General features: G+C 61.4%; 11 protein-coding genes and 1 pseudogene. 3 read left to right on the top strand and 9 right to left on the bottom strand.

The genetic code is table 11. The features are described from left to right. Window positions 1-266 precede the first annotated feature (266 nt). Window positions 267-848 carry a DUF2780 domain-containing protein gene (locus IF103_RS22715; protein ID WP_027907329.1) on the top strand — a complete coding sequence of 194 codons (582 nt, stop codon included), beginning with the start codon at window positions 267-269 and terminating at the stop codon, window positions 846-848. Between the two features lie 531 nt (window positions 849-1,379). On the opposite strand, the pseudogene IF103_RS25030 reads toward IF103_RS22715, so the two are convergent. The 4 genes and pseudogenes from IF103_RS25030 to yihG all read right to left on the bottom strand — a co-directional run. Then, window positions 1,380-1,655, bottom strand: a pseudogene (locus tag IF103_RS25030) (RHS repeat-associated core domain-containing protein); the annotation flags it as partial. 11 nt (window positions 1,656-1,666) lie between these two features. Next, window positions 1,667-2,173 (bottom strand): hypothetical protein, encoded by a 507-nt coding sequence (locus IF103_RS22705; protein ID WP_104883172.1) that lies wholly within the window; start codon window positions 2,171-2,173, stop codon window positions 1,667-1,669. A 248-nt stretch (window positions 2,174-2,421) separates the two neighbouring features. Continuing rightward, window positions 2,422-3,771 carry an APC family permease gene (locus tag IF103_RS22700; protein WP_023382749.1) on the bottom strand — a complete coding sequence of 450 codons (1,350 nt, stop codon included), beginning with the start codon at window positions 3,769-3,771 and terminating at the stop codon, window positions 2,422-2,424. A 180-nt stretch (window positions 3,772-3,951) separates the two neighbouring features. Continuing rightward, window positions 3,952-4,839, bottom strand: coding sequence for a 1-acylglycerol-3-phosphate O-acyltransferase, YihG family (yihG, locus tag IF103_RS22695; protein WP_023382748.1), 888 nt, complete (start codon window positions 4,837-4,839; stop codon window positions 3,952-3,954). A gap of 181 nt (window positions 4,840-5,020) precedes the next feature. Between yihG and rloA2 the strand changes: the two genes are divergently transcribed. Then, complete coding sequence (gene rloA2, locus IF103_RS22690) at window positions 5,021-5,521, top strand: retropepsin-like aspartic peptidase RloA2 (protein ID WP_023382747.1); 501 nt, start codon at window positions 5,021-5,023, stop codon at window positions 5,519-5,521. Between the two features lie 93 nt (window positions 5,522-5,614). On the opposite strand, the gene IF103_RS22685 is transcribed toward rloA2, so the two are convergent. The 5 genes from IF103_RS22685 to aceE all read right to left on the bottom strand — a co-directional run bounded on the left by IF103_RS22685 (window position 5,615) and on the right by aceE (window position 14,443). After that, window positions 5,615-6,238, bottom strand: coding sequence for a glutathione S-transferase (locus tag IF103_RS22685; protein ID WP_104881111.1), 624 nt, complete (start codon window positions 6,236-6,238; stop codon window positions 5,615-5,617). Window positions 6,239-6,241: 3 nt separating this feature from the next. After that, on the bottom strand, window positions 6,242-6,910 hold the full coding sequence (msrA, locus tag IF103_RS22680; RefSeq protein WP_023382745.1) for a peptide-methionine (S)-S-oxide reductase MsrA: 669 nt from the start codon (window positions 6,908-6,910) through the stop codon (window positions 6,242-6,244). 137 nt (window positions 6,911-7,047) lie between these two features. Then, window positions 7,048-9,738: a sensor domain-containing phosphodiesterase gene (locus tag IF103_RS22675; RefSeq protein ID WP_023382744.1), complete on the bottom strand. Its 2,691-nt coding sequence runs from the start codon at window positions 9,736-9,738 to the stop codon at window positions 7,048-7,050. Between the two features lie 414 nt (window positions 9,739-10,152). Next, window positions 10,153-11,784: a dihydrolipoyllysine-residue acetyltransferase gene (aceF, locus tag IF103_RS22670; protein ID WP_202675691.1), complete on the bottom strand. Its 1,632-nt coding sequence runs from the start codon at window positions 11,782-11,784 to the stop codon at window positions 10,153-10,155. A 13-nt stretch (window positions 11,785-11,797) separates the two neighbouring features. Beyond that, window positions 11,798-14,443, bottom strand: coding sequence for a pyruvate dehydrogenase (acetyl-transferring), homodimeric type (aceE, locus tag IF103_RS22665; protein WP_023382742.1), 2,646 nt, complete (start codon window positions 14,441-14,443; stop codon window positions 11,798-11,800). Between the two features lie 383 nt (window positions 14,444-14,826). On the opposite strand from aceE, the gene glnE reads away from it, so the two are divergent. Then, window positions 14,827-17,760: a bifunctional [glutamate--ammonia ligase]-adenylyl-L-tyrosine phosphorylase/[glutamate--ammonia-ligase] adenylyltransferase gene (glnE, locus tag IF103_RS22660; RefSeq protein WP_023382741.1), complete on the top strand. Its 2,934-nt coding sequence runs from the start codon at window positions 14,827-14,829 to the stop codon at window positions 17,758-17,760. Window positions 17,761-17,896: the final 136 nt, after the last annotated feature.

Raw genomic sequence — 17,896 nt, 5'->3', positions numbered from 1 at the left:
TGGAGGTATCGGAAACCTCTAGGCGTGATGCTTGATCGCCCAATGTACTTTCACCTGACTGCAAAGCCTGCGCCTGCGAGCCGTTGGCAACAACTGGCAGAAATATCAGGTCATTGAACATGCGTAGCGGTAAAGGAGCGCCAGATTGTTAGGGTGTCGTATCGGTATGCTGACGCTTCCTTCGATACGCGGCCCGGAACAAACCTCCAAACGCCCAGTCCAACGCCTCGTTTCCCCGGCCATTCCGGCCCACGAGGTCCCTCCCGATGAAAGCATTCACCCTGGCAACCCTGATGACCCTGGCCGCAAGCCCGGTGTTCGCCTTCAACCTCAGCGACGCCGCCAATGCCGTGTCGGCCATGCAGAACCAGAATCAGAGCCAGCAAGGCCAGGTACAGGCGCCCGAAGCGCAGGCCAGTTTGCTCAATACCTTGGGCAGCGAACTGAACATCACCCCGGAACAGGCCATCGGCGGGGCAGGGGCGATGTTGGGGCTGGCGCGTAACAACCTGAGCAGCGACGACTATGGCCAGCTGACCAAGGCTGTGCCAGGGCTGGACCTGCTGTCGGGCGCCAATGCGCTGGGCGGGTTGAGTGGGTTGGGCGATTTGTTGGGCAAGAACAGCGAAAGCCAGTCGGCGCTGAGTAACGCGTTGGGTAACAACGTGGAAAACCGCAGCGACCTAGACACTGCGTTCAAGGCGCTGGGCATGGACACTGGGATGATCGGGCAGTTTGCTCCACTGATCCTGCAGTACCTCGGACAGCAGGGCATCGCTGGGTCGCTGCTGCAGAACCTGGGTAGCCTGTGGACCACGCCGGTACCGGCGACAACACCGTCGGTTTGATTGGCCCTGTTCAGTTGAGCCGATTGAAATGGCCGTGGCCTTTCACAAGTGAAGCCAGCGTAGGTTATCAACGCCAAGCTGCGACCGCAGGCTGGCAGCATGTCTTCGGATGCTATCGATGGTGTTTTGATGGTCGATATAGAGTTCGGTGCCGGGTGTCAGAAGGGCAACGTCTCGCTCGAATCGCTGTATGTGCCCATGAGCCACCACCAAGTCATCGTAAATCCTTGAGGCATCTTCCATGCTCCGTGTCGGTGGCGTGCTAGGTTGCGCAGCACTGGGCACTGCGATCCTATCGCCTGACCGGGCAGGCGCGTTGTGAGCCTGGCCAGCTCGGGCGTTGGCTACATCCCGTCGCGAATACAATCCACGGCCACCTTCTGGAGCAAACGGGTGTCTACCAGGCTGTCGGGCGGCGTGTTGTTGCCTAGGCATTAACCGCCGACCCTGCTGTTGAAACATTTGCTCGGGTTCAACAATCGGCCCCCGGGAGCGCCACAAATCAGGTCTGACTTTTTGTTGCATGCCCGCATGCCCGCTGGGGTCTCGTTGATTCACTGGATCACCTGTGCAATAGCCATACGCATTCAGGCCGCCTTTGCCAAACGGGCTCAAGTTATCAGGTGCGCTAAAACGCATGATTGCCGGGTTGTAAGGACGATAGCCATTTCCAAGCAGGTATGTTTCAGAGTGCCTTTCTAGCAGTTCCCCGTTGAAGCCGAGTAGTTCCTGATGTGAAAAGCGATATTGAACATGTCCATAAGGTGTGTAAGCGCGAAGCGATGCACTATTTATCCGATATTCCACATGCGTTCCCCTTAAACTCGATAGCTTCTGAGTGTGACGTTGAGATATTTCAATCGGTCATGCGCCTCGTCAAGCCACGTTGCAAGTTCCTCCAGTTCAGTCTGGTATCTTTTCGCACTGATGCCCAAACTTTTCGCGAAGACGGACGTCGAGGGCTCCATGAGAAAATTGAATTCTTTTGTTTTCCGCCTTACGCGTTGAGTAAATTTTTGAATGTAGTCTTGTAAGGACTGCTTTTCTTTAATAAGCCGGCTTCTTTGTATGTCGTGTTCGTCCGTGTAGATGACGCTAGTTATTTTCCTATCAAATGTTACTTTCTTTTTTGGCGCGCGTTTCAACTGGGTAGTTGAGGGTGGGGGCGGCTGGCTATTTTCAGCCCAAAACTTCCGTAGCTGAGCAAATGTTCGCGCATGACCTGTGTCATCCCGGAAATTGATCGGATTACAGTTACAGTCTGCATAAGCGTTATATCCGCCCTGCCCAAAGGGGCTGAGATTATCGGGCTTATGGAAGCGCATTAGGGTTGGACTGTAGCTACGGTAACCATTGTCCCAATGGGTAGCTGTCGGTCAGCGGATCGCTCTTTTCGCCATTGAAGCCAAGCAGGGTGCCAAACCAAGCTTGACTGTCGATGTATCCGTATGGGGTGTAGGCCAAAGCGGCTATCTTCAATGGCAGATACCTCGCAATAGACGGTGCTACGTAAGTCTTTGCCTTTGCGAGGCCTCGCACAACTAGCAGAATTATCAGTATCCGCAGGCCAAGCTCAGCCCGCTTCGGAGAAATCCACCAAACTGACTGGACGACGGAAGCCGGCTGTAAGCACCGCCAGGTAGGCTAACCCCAGTGCAAACCAGCACAACCCGATCACCAGCGTCAGTGCCGACAGGCTGGTCCACAGCCACAAGGTCAGCCCCAACCCCACCAACGGCACCACGCCATAGCGCAGCAGCCCTACGAGGTGACGCTGAGCCCCATCGTTCATCAGGTGCGTCTTCACCACCGCCAGGTTTACCGCCGAAAACGCTACCAGCGCCCCGAAGCTGATCAGCGAAGCGAGGGTCGACAGGTCGATCACCAACGCCAGCAGCGAGAACGCAGACACCAGGGCAATGGCGAACACTGGCGTGCCGAAGCGTGGCGACAGGTAGCCGAACGTGCGCTGCGGCAGCACGTTGTCCCGTCCCATGGTGAACAGGATGCGCGACACCGCCGCCTGCGAGGCCAGCGCCGAGCCCAGGCTGCCGGCGACATAGGCGGCAGTGAAGAAGTTGGTCAGGAACTGGCCCCCGGCCTTGAACATCACTTCATTGGCCGCCGCATCGGCGTTGGCGAAGCTGCTGCCTGGTAACACCAGCTGGCTGGCATAGGCCAACACAGTGAACAGCAACCCGGCAAACAGGGTGGTGAGGATGATCGCCCGGGGTACATCGCGGCGGGCGTCGCGGCACTCCTCGGCCAGGGTCGAGACGGCATCGAAGCCGAGGAACGACAGGCACAGTACCGCCGCGCCGGCCATCAGGGGGCCGAAGCCTGGCTTGGTGCCGTCACCCAGCAGCGGCGACAGCAGGTCGAGCGGCTGGCCCGCCAAGGTCTTGCAGGATAGACCGATGAACACGCCAATGAAGACGATCTGCGCTCCGACGATCAGGTTGCTGGTCTTGGCCACCGAGTTGATGCCGACCACATTGAGCACTGTCACCAGTGCGATCGAGCCAAGCACGAAGGCCCAGGCGGGAACGGCCGGGAAAGCAATGTTGAGGAACAGGCCAATCAGCAGGTAGTTGATCATCGGCAGGAACAGGTAGTCGAGCAGCAGCGACCAGCCTGCGAGGAAGCCCGCATTGGGGCCGAAGGCCATGTTGGTGTACGAGTACGCCGAGCCCGCGACTGGGAAGCGCTTGACCATGAAACTGTAGGACGCAGCGGTAAACAGCATGGCTACGAGGGTGACGAGGTAGGCGCCGGCAGTGCGGCCACCGGTGAGTTCAGTGACGATGCCGTAGGTGGTGAAGATGGTCAGCGGGACCATGTACACAAGGCCGAAGAACACCAGGGCGGGCAGCCCTAGGACACGGCGCAGTTGGGCGGGGGCGGAGCTAGGTTGATTGGCCATCGACTCGATCCAGGCTTTTTGTAGTTGTGCTTTGGTCGATTTTTATCCACTTAGGTAGGTAATGACAAAAAAGTATTACTTATTCTAATTATTAGCCTCGTTTTTAATCGGGGTTACGCCTAACCCTGTGCCGGCCTCTTCGCGGGTAAACCCGTGCAGAGGCCCTTACAGGCAATCAATTCAGTTCATCTCGGCGCGCAATTGTTCAATCCGCTGGTCCTTCTCCACCCACAACTGGTTTACCCAGGCCTGTATGGTCTGGCGAAACGCGGGGTCGTTCTCGTAGTCCCCCGACCACAATACCGGGTCCAGCTCGCGCACCCGAATGTCGATAATCACCCGACTAATGCTGCCATTGAGCAACGCCCAGAACCCAGGCGCCTGGTTGCCGGGGTAGACGATGGTCACGTCCAGCAGTGCATCGAGCTGCTCGCCCAGCGCCGCCAGCACGAACGCTACGCCGCCGGCCTTGGGCTTGAGCAGGTGGCGGTACGGCGACTGCTGCGCCTGGCGCTTGGCCTCGCTGAAACGGGTGCCTTCCAGGTAGTTGACCACGGTCACCGGCTGGCGCTTGAACAGCTCGCAGGCCGCCTTGGTGATCTCCAGGTCCTTGCCCTTGAGCTCGGGGTGTTTTTCCAGGAAGGCCTTGCTGTAGCGCTTCATGAAGGGGTAATCCAGCCCCCACCAGGCCAGGCCCAGCAGGGGCACCCAGATCAGCTCCTTCTTGAGGAAGAACTTGAAGAACGGCGTACGACGGTTGAGGCTTTCGATCAGCGCCGGAATATCGACCCAGGTCTGGTGGTTGCTGACGGCCAGGTACGAGGTGTCCTGACGCAGCTTCTCGATGCCGCGAATGTCCCATTGGGTCGGGATGCACAGGGCGAAGATCATCTTGTCGATCTCCGACCAGGTTTCGGCAATCCACATCACCGCCCACGAGGCGTAGTCTCGCCCACGGCCTGGCAACACCAGTTTTAGCAGGGCGAAGACCAGCAGCGGGCCGATCAGCACCAGGGTGTTGAGCAGCAGCAGGGTGGTCGTAAGAATGCCGGTAAACAGGCGACGCATAAGCAGACTCTTGTTGTGTGAATTTTGCGGGTGGCAATGATAAGCAGGGCTGTGCCATACGCCAAACGTCGAATGCTCGACGGTTGGTACAAATGTTTCACATTGTGTTGTTTAAGGTGTGACAACGAACCTATCCTGCTTGCGCAGTCTAAGCACTGACTCTTCTCAAGGAAGTTTGCCTGTGAAACCTCTGCTTGCCCTGTTGTCGCTGTTGGCGTTGCCGGTGATGGCTGCCGAGCCCACCCTATACGGTCGCTACGAATACATCGCCCTGCCTGAGATTGGCGAAACCCTGAAAGCCAAGATGGATACCGGTGCCTACACCGCGTCGCTGTCGGCCAAGGATATCGAGCTGTTCACCCGCGATGGCGAGGAGTGGGTCCGCTTCCGCCTGGCGACCAAGGACGCCGACGGCAAGGTCTATGAGCACAAGCTGGCGCGCATCAGCAAGATCAAGAACCGTGCTGACGAAGAGGAGGAGGGCGATGCACCGGAGCTCTCGAAACGGCCGGTGGTCGACCTGGAACTGTGTCTGGGTGATGTGAAGCGCACGGTGGAGGTCAATCTGGTCGACCGCAGCAGCTTCAACTACCCATTGCTGGTGGGCGCCAAGGCGCTGCGCGAGTTCAAGGCCGCGGTCAACCCGGCCAAGCGGTTCACGGCGGGCAAGCCGGACTGCTGATTCGGTTTTGGCTGTGATGGCGGCATCGCCGGCATGCCGGCTCCTACAGATTTCACACCCCTGTGGGAGCCTGCTTGCCGGCGATGCGCCTGATCAGGCAGCCGGCGCCGTCGCTACCATCGACGGCCGCTTGATCACCTCGGCATACCACGCCGCGAGTCCGGGCTGTTGCGCCCGCCAGCCGAACTCAGGCTGACGCAAGTCCAGGTAACCCAGCGCACAGGCCACACCAATCGCCGCGATGTCGAACCCCGATGCCAACTCGGCCAGGTGCTCGCGTTCCAGGTTGGCCAGGCTGCGCCGAATCTTCTCGCTTTGCGCGGCCACCCAGCCATCCCAACGCTTGTCTTGCGGTCGCAGGAAGGTCTCGTAGCGGGTCGATACCGCCGCATCCATGATCGCATCGGCCTGGGAGGCCAGGGTCATGCGCCGCCAGCGCGCCGAGCCTTCCCGGGGAATCAGCGGAGTGCCGACGTGCTGGCAGTCCAGGTACTCGCAAATGACGCGGCTGTCGTGCAGCACGGTGCCATCTTCCAGGCGCAGTGCCGGGATCTTGCCGATGGGGTTGCCCTGGTTGAGTTGCTCGTCGCCGTTCACTGGGCTGATGTTCACGGGCTGCAGGGCCACGCGGTCGAGCTGGGCGGTTTCGTGCAGCACCACCATGACTTTGCGCACGAAAGGCGAAAGCGGCCCGTGGAAAAGGGTCATTGTGCTCATGGCTCAGTTGCCCTGCAGGCTGGGTGGCAGGCACACGCCAGTACCGCCGATGCCGCAATAGCCATCGGGGTTCTTGGCCAGGTACTGCTGGTGGTACGCTTCGGCGAAGTACACGGTCGGGGCCTGGTCGATTTCGGTGGTGATTTCACCGAAGCCTGCCTTGGTCAGTTCTGCCTGGAACGCATCACGGCTGGCCTTGGCCTGCTCCAGCTGTTCTGGGCTGGTGCAGTAGATCGCCGAGCGGTACTGGGTGCCGATGTCGTTGCCCTGGCGCATGCCTTGGGTCGGGTTGTGCAGTTCCCAGAACATCGCCAGCAGTTCGCGGTAGCTCACCTTATCCTTGTCGAACACCACCAGCACCACTTCGGTATGGCCGGTCAGGCCCGAGCAGACTTCTTCGTAGGTGGGGTTTGGCGTGAAGCCACCGGCATAGCCGACCACGGTGCTGACCACGCCTTCACGCTGCCAGAAGCGGCGCTCGGCACCCCAGAAGCAGCCCAGGCCGAAGATGGCGAAGTCGATGCTGCCCTCGAAGAAGGGGCCCAGCAGTGGGGTGTCTTTGAAGACATAGTGGAATTCGGGCAGGGCCATTGGGGTTTCGCGGCCAGGCAGGGCCTGTTCCGCAGTAGGCATGACGTTTTTGTTCACCAGGATTTCCGAACGCAGGACCATGGCCGTTCCTCTGTGTGTCAGGTAGATGGGGGCTCGATCACCGGCAAGCCGGCGCCTACAGGGTCGTTCCGCAGGTACTGGGGAATGCCGGCGATGAGGCCGAATGGGTTCTATAGTGCCCGAGGTTGAGGCTGCTGTCAGTCCATTGGACCGCGCGGGTAGCGCTTGAGTTTTTCCGCCAGCTCCCGGCCCGGAATGGGCCGGTCGAACAGGTAGCCCTGGCCGACATCGCAACGGTGCCTGCGCAGGAACGCCAGCTGTTCTGGAGTTTCGATCCCTTCGGCCACTACCTTGAGCTTGAGGTTGTGGGCCATGGCCACCACCGCCGAGGTGATCTCCATGTCGTCCTGGTTGTCCGGGATTTCATTGATGAAGCTGCGGTCGATCTTGATGATGTCGATCGGAAACTTCTTCAGGTAGCTCAGCGATGAGTAACCGGTGCCGAAGTCGTCCATGGCCAGGGTCAGGCCCAGGGCCTTGAGCTCATCGAGCTGGCGGTGGGTGTCTTCGGTGGCCTCCAGCAGCAGGCCTTCGGTAAGTTCCAGCTCCAGCAGGTGCGGTGGCAGTTCTTCTTCCTTGAGGATCGAGCTGATCGAGGCGACCAGGTCGGGGTCGGAGAACTGCTTTGGCGACAGGTTGATGGCCACGTGCAGGTTGCCCATGCCTGCCTCGCGCAGTTGCTGGCTCATGCGGCACGACTGGCGCACCACCCATTTGCCGATGGGGATGATCAGGCCGGTTTCCTCGGCCACGCTGATGAACTGGTCCGGGCGAATCATGCCGCGCTCGGGGTGGTTCCAGCGCAGCAGTGCTTCCAGGCCGAGTAAACGGCCGCTGCGCAGGCACAGCTTGGGCTGGTAGAACACCTCCAGCTCGTTCTGGGTCAGGGCGCGGCGCAGGTTGTTCTCGACGAACAGCTTGTAGCTGGCCTCGGCGTTTAGCACCTCGGTGAACACTTGCACCTGATGCTTGCCGTTGGCCTTGGCCTTGTGCAGGGCAAGGCCTGCATTCTTCATCAGGGTGGTCGGGTCGCTGCCGTGCATGGGCGCGCAGGCCAAGCCCACCGACGCGGTGACGTTGATCAGCTGGTTGTCGACGAACATCGGTTTGTCGAGGGTGCGCAGCAGTTGGAGGGCGACGCCCTGGCCATCCTCCAGGCTGGTGCCGTTGAGCAGCACAGCGAACTCGTTGCTGGCGAAGCGGGCAAGGATGTCATTGGGGCTGAGGCTGTTGCGCAGGCGTCGGGCCAGGCTCACCAGCAGCTTGTCGCCGGTCTGGTGGCCGAGGCTGTCGTTGATCCGCTTGAAGTTGTCGATGTCCACCAGCAGCAGGCAGATCGGGCTGTCACCGTCGCGGGTGAAGTGGGTATCGAGGTTGCGGATGAACGCTGGGCGGTTGCCCAGGTTGGTCAGGTTGTCGGTATAGGCCAGGCGCTCGATGCGCTGCTGGGCCAGTTTGGACTGGGTGACGTCCTCGTAGATACCGATGTAGTGGGTCAGCTCTCGGTTATCGCCATATACCTTGGAGATCGACAGCTGCCCCCAGTAGGGTTCGAGGTTCTTGCGCCGGCTCTTGAATTCGCCTTGCCAGCTGTTGCCCATTTCCAGGCTCGACGGCGAGTCGAACAGCAGTTCGCTGAGATTCTCCAGCGCCGGCAACTCGGCCAGATGGTGGCCCTGGACCTCTTCGGTGCTGTATTGGGTGATGGCGGTGAAGCTGGGGTTGACGTATTCCACCACCCCGTCGCGGTTGACCAGCAGGAAGGCGTTGGCGCTTTGCTCGACCGCCCGCTGGAACAGGTGCAGGGCGCTGGCCGCGGTACGCCGGTTGTGGTTGGTGATGACCTGGGCGAACTGATCGGCCAGCTCGCCGGCAAAGGCAATCTCGTCGGACTGCCAGGCCCTTGGCTGCCCGGTCTGTTCCAGGCATAGCACGCCGACCACCTGGCCGTCGACGCGAATACTGGCGTCGAGCATGGCGTTGTTGGCCGGTAAAAGACTGTTGGCGAGCTCACGGGTGCGTGGGTCGTGGCTGGCGTTATGAGCATCGATGGCGCGGCTGGCATGCAGGGCTTCGAGGTAGTCCGGGAAGCGGCTGGCATCGATCGGCTCGGGCAGTTGGTGTTGCTGCTCGTGTCGGTACCAGGCGCTTATCGGTACCAGACGCTGCTCTTCCAGATGCCAGATGCTGGCGTTGTCGACCTTGTAGATTTCACAGGCGCTGCGGGTAATCAGCTCGGCGGCTTCGAGCAACGAGTTCTCTGCACTGTAGCGTTGGCGTGCCAGGCGCAGGATCAGGTCTTGCTGGCCACGTACCCGTTCCAGGTGTTCGAGCTGTTCCTGTTGTGCACGCTGGTTCAACTGCAGGGCCAGTTGCAGGCGGTTGTTGCGCGATTCGAGATCGTTTGCGTCCAACTCCGAGAGGTCGTCTGCCTGGTCGTCGAGCACGGTCAGGTAGCCGCGCAGCAACTGGCGGTTGTGCTGTTTGTAGGCCTCGCCGACCTCCAGCAGGCGCAGTGGCGCCTGTTGCGCATGCAGGGTGTAGCGCACTCGGTAGTAGCCACGGTGGGCCAGCTGTGCCTGGATCTCGTCATGCAGCTTGTAGCGGATCTCGGGTGCCATCAGGCTTGCATAGGGCGAGCCGATGAGCGCGCACAGTTCGGATGCGGGCAAGCCGAATTGACGCTCGCAGGCGGGGTCCAGGTAAAGCAGCGACCAGGTGGCTTCGTTCAGCCTTTCGAAACGCAGCATGCCGAGCCGCGAAGGCACGGGAAGCTGCGTGACGACCTCGGCCACCACACGACTGGTGGCATCGGGTTGGCTTTTCATCGAAGACTCGCTTGAAGAGGATGACGCTGCCTTGAGCGGCGCATCTGGCAAGGTTGCATCATGTCCCCGAGGCTGGCAAGCGGCTAGGGGGCTGTCATGTATATGTTTTCGGCTGCGGGGGGGAAATCCTTAGTTTGGCTGATGAGTTTGGGGGCTGTTCGACGAGAGGTTTTTGGTGTTTGTGAAATCGAGCGCCGCCTGCGCGACGCATCGCGAGCAAGGCTCGCTACCTTGATTGGCGTGAAACAACCGTAGGAGCGAGCCTTGCTCGCGATGCGTCGCGCAGGCGGCGCTCGATCGCAAAATCCTATCGGCGAACAAAAAAAAGCCCCGCCAATCGACGGGGTTGAGGTACGAGCGTGGCAGCTCGAAAAGGGTACCTGCCTCCGCGACGGGAGGCAGGCTGGCTGCGTGTTACAGCAGCATGGTGCGGATATCGCCCAGCACGTCGCCCAGACGCTTGGTGAAGCGCGCGGCGGCAGCGCCGTTGATCACACGGTGATCGTAGGACAGCGACAGCGGCAGCATCAGCTTCGGCTGGAAGGCCTTGCCATCCCAGACCGGCTGCATGGTTGCCTTGGAGACACCCAGGATCGCCACCTCAGGCGCGTTGACGATCGGCGTGAAGCCGGTGCCGCCAATGTGGCCGAGGCTGGAGATGGTGAAGCAGGCGCCCTGCATCTCGTCTGCCGACAGCTTCTTGGTGCGGGCTTTTTCGGCCAGCGAAGCGGCTTCGGCAGCCAGTTGCAGCAGGCTCTTCTGGTCGACGTTCTTGATCACAGGCACCAGCAGGCCGTCCGGCGTGTCCACGGCGAAGCCGATGTGCACGTACTTCTTGCGGATGATGGCCTTGCCGCTGGGGGCCAGCGAGCTGTTGAAGTCTGGCAGTTCCTTGAGCAGGAAGGCACAGGCCTTGAGCAGCAGTGGCAGCACGGTGAGCTTGACACCAGCCTTCTCGGCCACGGCCTTCTGTGCAACGCGGAAGGCTTCCAGCTCGGTGATGTCGGCGGAGTCGAACTGGGTGACGTGCGGCACATTCAGCCAGCTGCGGTGCAGGTTGGCGGCACCGACCTGCATCAGGCGGGTCAGGGCGACTTCTTCCACTTCACCGAACTTGCTGAAGTCCACGGCAGGAATCGGCGGGATGCCAGCGCCGCCAGTCGCACCGGCGGCTGCCGGGGCTTCCTTGGCCTTCTGCATCATGGCCTTGACGTAGACCTGTACGTCTTCTTTGAGGATGCGGCCGTGCGGACCGGTCGCGGCGACCGCGCCCAGGTCGACACCGAACTCACGCGCCAACTGGCGAACGGCCGGGCCTGCGTGAACCTTGGCATTGCTGCCGGCAGCCGGTGCGGTGGCGACCGGCGCCGGGGCGGCTGCCGGAGCGGCGGCCGGGGCTGGAGCAGCAGCTGGAGCGGCAGCGGCCGGAGCCGGAGCCGGAGCCGGAGCAGCAGCAGGCGTGGCGCCAGCGACTTTCAGCTTGAAGATCAAGTCGCCAGTGCCGACTTCATCTTCCAGCTTGCACAGCACTTCTTCGACCACGCCAGCGGCAGGCGATGGAATCTCCATCGAGGCCTTGTCGGACTCGAGGGTGATCAGCGACTGGTCAGCCTCGACGGTGTCGCCGACCTTGACCAGCACTTCGATGATCTTGGCCTTGCCCGACGAACCGATGTCCGGCACGTGGATGTCCTGAACGCTGGCGGCAGCGGGGGCTGCAGCCGGAGTAGGGGCGGCGTCGGCAGCCGGCGCCGGAGCGGCAGCCGCTGGAGCCGGAGCGGCCGCGGCCGGAGCCTCGGGCGCCGCAGCGGCGCCCTCGGCTTCCAGGACCAGCAGCTCGTCGCCTTCTTTCAGGCGATCGCCCAGCTTGACCTTCAGTTCCTTGATGACACCGGCCTTGGGCGCTGGAATCTCCATGGAGGCCTTGTCGGACTCCAGGGTCAGCAGGCTCTGGTCGGCCTCGATGCGGTCACCGACCTTGACGAACAGCTCGATGATTTCACCTTCACCGCTGCCGATGTCAGGTACGCGAATGAGTTCGCTCACTTAAAAATACTCCTCAGCAGTCCAGTGGGTTGCGCTTGTCCGGGTCGATACCGAACTTGACGATAGCGTCTGCCACCACCTTGGGTTCGATCTCGCCACGGTCAGCCAAGGCTTCCAGGGCAGCCAGCACGACGAAGTGACGGTCGACTTCGAAGAAGTGACGCAGCTTCTTGCGGCTGTCGCTGCGACCGTAGCCATCGGTACCCAGGACTTTGAACTCTTTGCTCGGTACCCACTGGCGAATCTGCTCGGCGAACAGCTTCATGTAGTCGGTGGACGCGATGACCGGGCCCTTGCGACCGGACAGGCACTCTTCGACGTAGGTCTTCTGAGGCTTCTGGCCAGGCTTGAGGCGGTTGGCGCGTTCCACGGCCAGGCCGTCGCGACGCAGTTCGTTGAAGCTGGTGACGCTCCATACGTCGGCACCGACGTTGAACTCGTCACGCAGGATCTTCGCGGCTTCGCGGACTTCGCGCAGGATGGTGCCGGAGCCCATCAGCTGTACGTGGTGCGCGGCTTCGCGGGTGTCTTCTTCGAGCAGGTACATACCCTTGATGATGCCTTCCTCGACACCGGCCGGCATGGCTGGCTGCTGGTAGGATTCGTTCATCACGGTGATGTAGTAGAAGATGTCCTGTTGCTCTTCGGTCATCTTCTTCATGCCGTCCTGGATGATCACCGCCAGCTCGTAGCCGTAGGTCGGATCGTAGGTGCGGCAGTTCGGGATGGTGCCCGCCATCATGTGGCTGTGACCGTCTTCGTGCTGCAGGCCTTCACCGTTGAGGGTGGTACGGCCGGCGGTACCGCCGATCAGGAAACCACGGGTGCGGCTGTCGCCAGCGGCCCAGGCCAGGTCGCCGATACGCTGGAAGCCGAACATCGAGTAGAAGATGTAGAACGGCAGCATCGGCTGGTTGTGGCAGCTGTACGAGGTACCGGCAGCGATGAACGACGACATGGCGCCGGCTTCGTTGATGCCTTCCTCGAGGATCTGGCCCTTCTTGTCTTCGCGGTAGAACATCACCTGGTCTTTATCGACGGGCTCGTAGAGCTGGCCGACCGACGAGTAGATGCCCAACTGACGGAACATGCCTTCCATACCGAAGGTACGGGCTTCGTCCGGGATGATCGGCACGATACGCTGGCCGATTTCCTTGTCCTTGACCAGCTGCGCCAGAATACGCACGAAGGCCATGGTGGTGGAGATTTCGCGGTCGCCCGAGCCGTCCAGGATCGCCTTCAGGGTTTCCAGTGGCGGGGTCGGCACGCTGAAGCTCTTGCTGCGGCGCTGTGGCACGAAGCCACCCAGGGCAGCACGGCGCTCGGCCAGGTACTTGGCTTCGGCGGAGCCTTCTTCGGGCTTGAAGAACGGCAGGTTCTCGAGGTCGGCATCCTTGACCGGGATGTCGAAGCGATCACGGAAGTGACGCAGGCTGTCGACGTCGACCTTCTTGGTGTTGTGCGCGGTGTTCTTGGCTTCGCCAGCACCGGTACCGTAACCCTTGATGGTCTTGGCCAGGATGACGGTAGGCTGGTCCTTGTGGTTGACCGCCTGGTGGTAGGCCGCATAGACCTTGTACGGGTCGTGGCCGCCACGGTTGAGCTTCCAGATTTCCTCGTCGGACAGGTCTTCGACCATGGCCTTGAGCTCTGGGGTGTTGAAGAAGTGCTGACGGACGTACGCACCGTCCTTGGCCTTGTAGTTCTGGTACTCGCCGTCGATGACTTCGTCCATGCGACGCTGCAGGGCACCGTTGGTGTCCTTGGCGAACAGTGGGTCCCAGAAACGGCCCCAGACGACCTTGTTGACGTTCCAGCCGCCGCCACGGAACACGCCTTCGAGTTCCTGGATGATCTTGCCGTTGCCGCGAACCGGGCCGTCCAGGCGCTGCAGGTTGCAGTTGATGACGAAGATCAGGTTGTCCAGCTTCTCGCGGCCAGCCAGGGCGATTGCACCCAGGGATTCCGGCTCGTCGCACTCGCCGTCGCCCATGAAGCACCAGACCTTCTGCTTGCCGGCCGGGATGAAGCCACGGGCTTCCAGGTACTTCATGAAGCGCGCCTGGTAGATCGCCTGGATCGGGCCCAGACCCATGGAAACGGTCGGGAACTGCCAGAAGTCAGGCATCAGCCAAGGGTGCGGGTACGAAGACAGGCCGTTGCCGTCCACTTCCTGACGGAAGTTGTTCATCTGTTCTTCGCTGATGCGGCCTTCCATGAAGGCGCGGGCATAGACGCCTGGCGAGGCGTGGCCCTGGAAGAAGATCAGGTCGCCGCCGTGCTCTTCGGTCGGGGCTTGGAAGAAGTAGTTGAAGCCGATGTCGTACAGGGTGGCGCTGGAGGCGAAGCTGGAGATGTGTCCGCCCAGGTCCGAGTCTTTCAGGTTGGTACGCATGACCATGGCCAGGGCGTTCCAACGTACCATCGAGCGAATGCGGCGTTCCATGAACAGGTCGCCAGGCATGCGTGCTTCGTGGGTGACAGGGATGGTGTTGCGGTATGGCGTGGTGATCGCATACGGCAGCTGGGAGCCACTACGGGTGGCCAGCTCGCCCATACGGGTCATCAGGTAATGAGCGCGGTCTTCGCCTTCTTTGTCGAGGACCGACTCCAGGGCATCCAGCCATTCCTGGGTTTCGATTGGATCGAGGTCTTGCATGGCTTGCTCCAGGGCGGAAAGGCCACCAGAATCGGTGGCCTGAGTTTGCGACTGGCCTTATGGGCAGACGTCGTGAATTCTTGGATTACCGGGGTCTCATCCGGCGCCGTGTAGTTTTACTACAAAAGCTTTCGCATTTCATGCTTTTACACGGTCGGGGTAGTAGTAATACTACAGAAATGCGACGTTTGGTCGCACCCTGCGTTGTGAGGAAAAACGTTCATGTTGGTTGGCGTTGTGCCGAAAACAGGTGGTTCTTGATGTTTTTTGCCAGTGATTCGTTTTTTTCAGCTATTTCCAACTTTTGTATGACAGTCCAACCGTGGTCGGGCTTCCCCTTGGCAGCCTCTACCCCTCACTTTCTCGCCGATCAAGGATAGTCCATGCGCCTGCCTTTGCCGCTCGATCTGCCCGCTACCCTGCAACCGCTGGTCGCTCGCAACCAGCAGTTCCTGCTCGATGCCATCGCCGGTCACCCTGAGCTGGACTTGCACGCTTGGAGCCTGGCCCATCGGCAACAGTTCGATCAGGTAGCCGCGGCCAGTGACTTCGTCCTGGGCCTGGCCCAGCGCGAACCGGCCATGCTGTTCGAACTGGTCGCCAGCGGTGAGCTGGACCGTCGCTATGGCCCGGGCGATCTGTGCGCGCATATCGCCGCCGCTGCCCAGGCGGCGCAGACCGAGGACGAGCTGGCGCGCAATCTGCGCCGTGAACGCAACCGCCAGCAACTGCGCATCATCTGGCGCGACATCACCCGCCAAGCCGAACTGGGCGAAACCTGCCGAGACTTGTCCGACCTTGCCGACGCCGCCATCGACCAGGCCTATCAATGGCTGTACCCGCGCCATTGCCAGCAGTTCGGTACGCCCATCGGCAATCGCAGTGGCCAGCCGCAACATATGGTGGTGCTGGGCATGGGCAAGCTCGGTGCGGTGGAGCTGAACCTGTCGTCGGACATCGACCTGATCTTCGCATTCCCCGAAGGCGGCGAGACCGAAGGGGTCAAGCGCTCGCTGGACAACCAGGAGTTCTTCACCCGGCTGGGCCAGCGCCTGATCAAGGCCCTGGACCCGGTGACCGTCGACGGTTTCGTCTTCCGTGTCGACATGCGCCTGCGTCCTTATGGTTCGGCAGGTGCACTGGTGCTCAGCTTCAACGCCCTGGAGCAGTATTACCAGGACCAGGGTCGCGATTGGGAGCGTTACGCCATGATCAAGGCCCGCGTGGTAGCGGGCGACCAGCACGCCGGTGCCCAGTTGCAGGAAATGCTGCGTCCCTTCGTTTACCGGCGTTACCTGGATTTTTCGGCGATCGAAGCGCTGCGCACCATGAAGCAGCTGATCCAGCAGGAAGTGCGACGTAAGGGCATGGCCGACAACATCAAGCTCGGTGCCGGGGGCATCCGCGAGGTGGAGTTCATCGCCCAGGCCTTCCAGCTGATTCACGGTGGACGTGACCTGAGCCTGCAACAGCGGCCGCTGCTAAAGGTGCTGGCGACCCTCGAAGGCCAGGGCTACCTGCCACCGGCCGTGGTTGCAGAGCTACGCGAAGGCTACGAATTCCTGCGTTACGCCGAACATGCCCTGCAGGCCATCGCCGACCGCCAGACCCAGATGCTGCCAGACAGCGAGACTGACCGTGAGCGGGTGGCGTACATCCTTGGCTTTGCCGACTGGCAGAGCTTCCACGACCAGCTGATGTACTGGCGCGGCCGGGTCGACTGGCACTTCCGCCAGGTCATCGCCGACCCGGACGATGAAGAAGGCGAGGGCGAGCTGGTGGTCGGGGGCGAGTGGTTGCCACTGTGGGAGCAGGCGCTGGACGAAGACGCTGCAAGCCGGCAGTTGGAAGAAGCAGGCTTCAAGCAACCTGCCGAGGCGCTGCGTCGTCTGTCTGGCCTGCGCGCAAGCCCCCAGCTGCGGTCGATGCAGCGTATCGGTCGTGAGCGCCTCGATGCTTTTGTGCCGCGCCTGATGGCGCAGACGGTGGAACATGACAACCCCGACCTGGTGCTCGAACGCGTCTTGCCCTTGGTAGAGGCCGTGGCCCGGCGTTCGGCCTACCTGGTATTGTTGACCGAGAACCCAGGTGCCCTGCGCCGGCTGCTGACATTGTGCGCGGCCAGCCCTTGGATCGCCGAGCAGATCGCCCGTTACCCGTTGTTGCTCGACGAGCTGCTCAACGAAGGGCGCTTGTTCAGCCCACCGCTGGCGCCTGAACTTGCCAGTGAGTTGCGCGAGCGGTTGACGCGCATTCCCGAGGATGACCTTGAGCAGCAGATGGAAGCGTTGCGCCACTTCAAACTGGCCCACAGCCTGCGGGTGGCCGCCTCTGAAATCAGTGGCAACCTGCCTTTGATGAAAGTCAGCGATTACCTGACCTGGCTGGCCGAGGCGATTCTCGACCAGGTACTGGCCCTGGCCTGGCGCCAGACCGTGTCGCGCCACGGCCAGCCCAAGCGCAGCGATGGCAGCTTGTGCGATCCGGGCTTCGTTATCATTGGCTACGGCAAGGTCGGAGGCCTGGAGCTGGGGCACGGCTCGGACCTGGACCTGGTGTTCATCCATGATGGCGACCCTCAGGCCGAGACCGACGGCGCCAAGCCCATCGACAGCGCCCAGTTCTTCACCCGCCTGGGCCAGCGGATCATTCACCTGTTGACCACCCAGACCAACTCTGGCCAGCTCTATGACGTCGACATGCGCCTGCGCCCGTCCGGTGCCTCCGGGCTGCTGGTCAGCTCGCTGGGGGCGTTCGAGCGCTACCAGCAGAACGAGGCTTGGACCTGGGAGCACCAGGCCCTGGTGCGCGCCCGCGTACTGGTGGGATGCAAGCAGGTGGCGGCGGCATTCGAAGGCGTGCGCGCCAGGGTGCTAGGCCAGGCTCGCGACCTGGACAAGCTGCGCACCGAGGTCAGCGAGATGCGCGCCAAGATGCGCGACAACCTCGGCACCAAGGCGACCGTCGCGGGCACGGCGGCCAACGCTTTCGATGCGGGGGTTCCATTCGATATCAAGCAGGATGCAGGCGGTATCGTCGATATCGAATTTATGGTGCAATACGCCGCTTTGGCTTGGTCTCACGACCATCCGGCCATACTGCGATGGACCGATAACATCCGCATTCTGGAAGAGCTGGAACAGGCAGGGTTGATGCCGGCCAGTGACGCGGTGCTGTTGCGTGAAGTGTACAAGGCGTTTCGTTCGGCTTCGCACCGCCAGGCCTTGCAGAAGCAGGCTGGAGTGATCGACGCGGCGCAGTTTGCCGATGAACGACGCGAGGTGCGGCGGATCTGGGCTGAGCTGGGTTTGAGCTGAAGGCCCCGCTGCCACAGGGGCTGCGATCAGCGACGGATGGGCCTGAGTGGTACACTGTCCGCCAAATAGCCTGAATATAAAGAGGGGAGGCCAGGCTGTACCGCAGTCTGCAGCCTCCCCGAGCGTTTCTGGACTA

The organism is Pseudomonas sp. SK2, from assembly GCF_016772395.1.
GTDB classification, from domain to species: domain Bacteria; phylum Pseudomonadota; class Gammaproteobacteria; order Pseudomonadales; family Pseudomonadaceae; genus Aquipseudomonas; species Aquipseudomonas taiwanensis.
The sequence above is the reverse complement of the archived record's forward strand: the minus strand, read 5'-3'. Positions and strand labels throughout refer to the sequence as shown.

Bases quoted from the DNA above. Each gene is read 5' to 3' on its own strand.
- IF103_RS22715 (WP_027907329.1), top strand. From the start codon at position 267: ATGAAAGCATTCACCCTGGCAACCCTGATGACCCTGGCCGCAAGCCCG.
- IF103_RS22705 (WP_104883172.1), bottom strand. From the start codon at position 2,173: ATGCGCTTCCATAAGCCCGATAATCTCAGCCCCTTTGGGCAGGGCGGA.
- IF103_RS22700 (WP_023382749.1), bottom strand. From the start codon at position 3,771: ATGGCCAATCAACCTAGCTCCGCCCCCGCCCAACTGCGCCGTGTCCTA.
- yihG (WP_023382748.1), bottom strand. From the start codon at position 4,839: ATGCGTCGCCTGTTTACCGGCATTCTTACGACCACCCTGCTGCTGCTC.
- IF103_RS22685 (WP_104881111.1), bottom strand. From the start codon at position 6,238: ATGAGCACAATGACCCTTTTCCACGGGCCGCTTTCGCCTTTCGTGCGC.
- msrA (WP_023382745.1), bottom strand. From the start codon at position 6,910: ATGGTCCTGCGTTCGGAAATCCTGGTGAACAAAAACGTCATGCCTACT.
- IF103_RS22675 (WP_023382744.1), bottom strand. From the start codon at position 9,738: ATGAAAAGCCAACCCGATGCCACCAGTCGTGTGGTGGCCGAGGTCGTC.
- aceE (WP_023382742.1), bottom strand. From the start codon at position 14,443: ATGCAAGACCTCGATCCAATCGAAACCCAGGAATGGCTGGATGCCCTG.
- glnE (WP_023382741.1), top strand. From the start codon at position 14,827: ATGCGCCTGCCTTTGCCGCTCGATCTGCCCGCTACCCTGCAACCGCTG.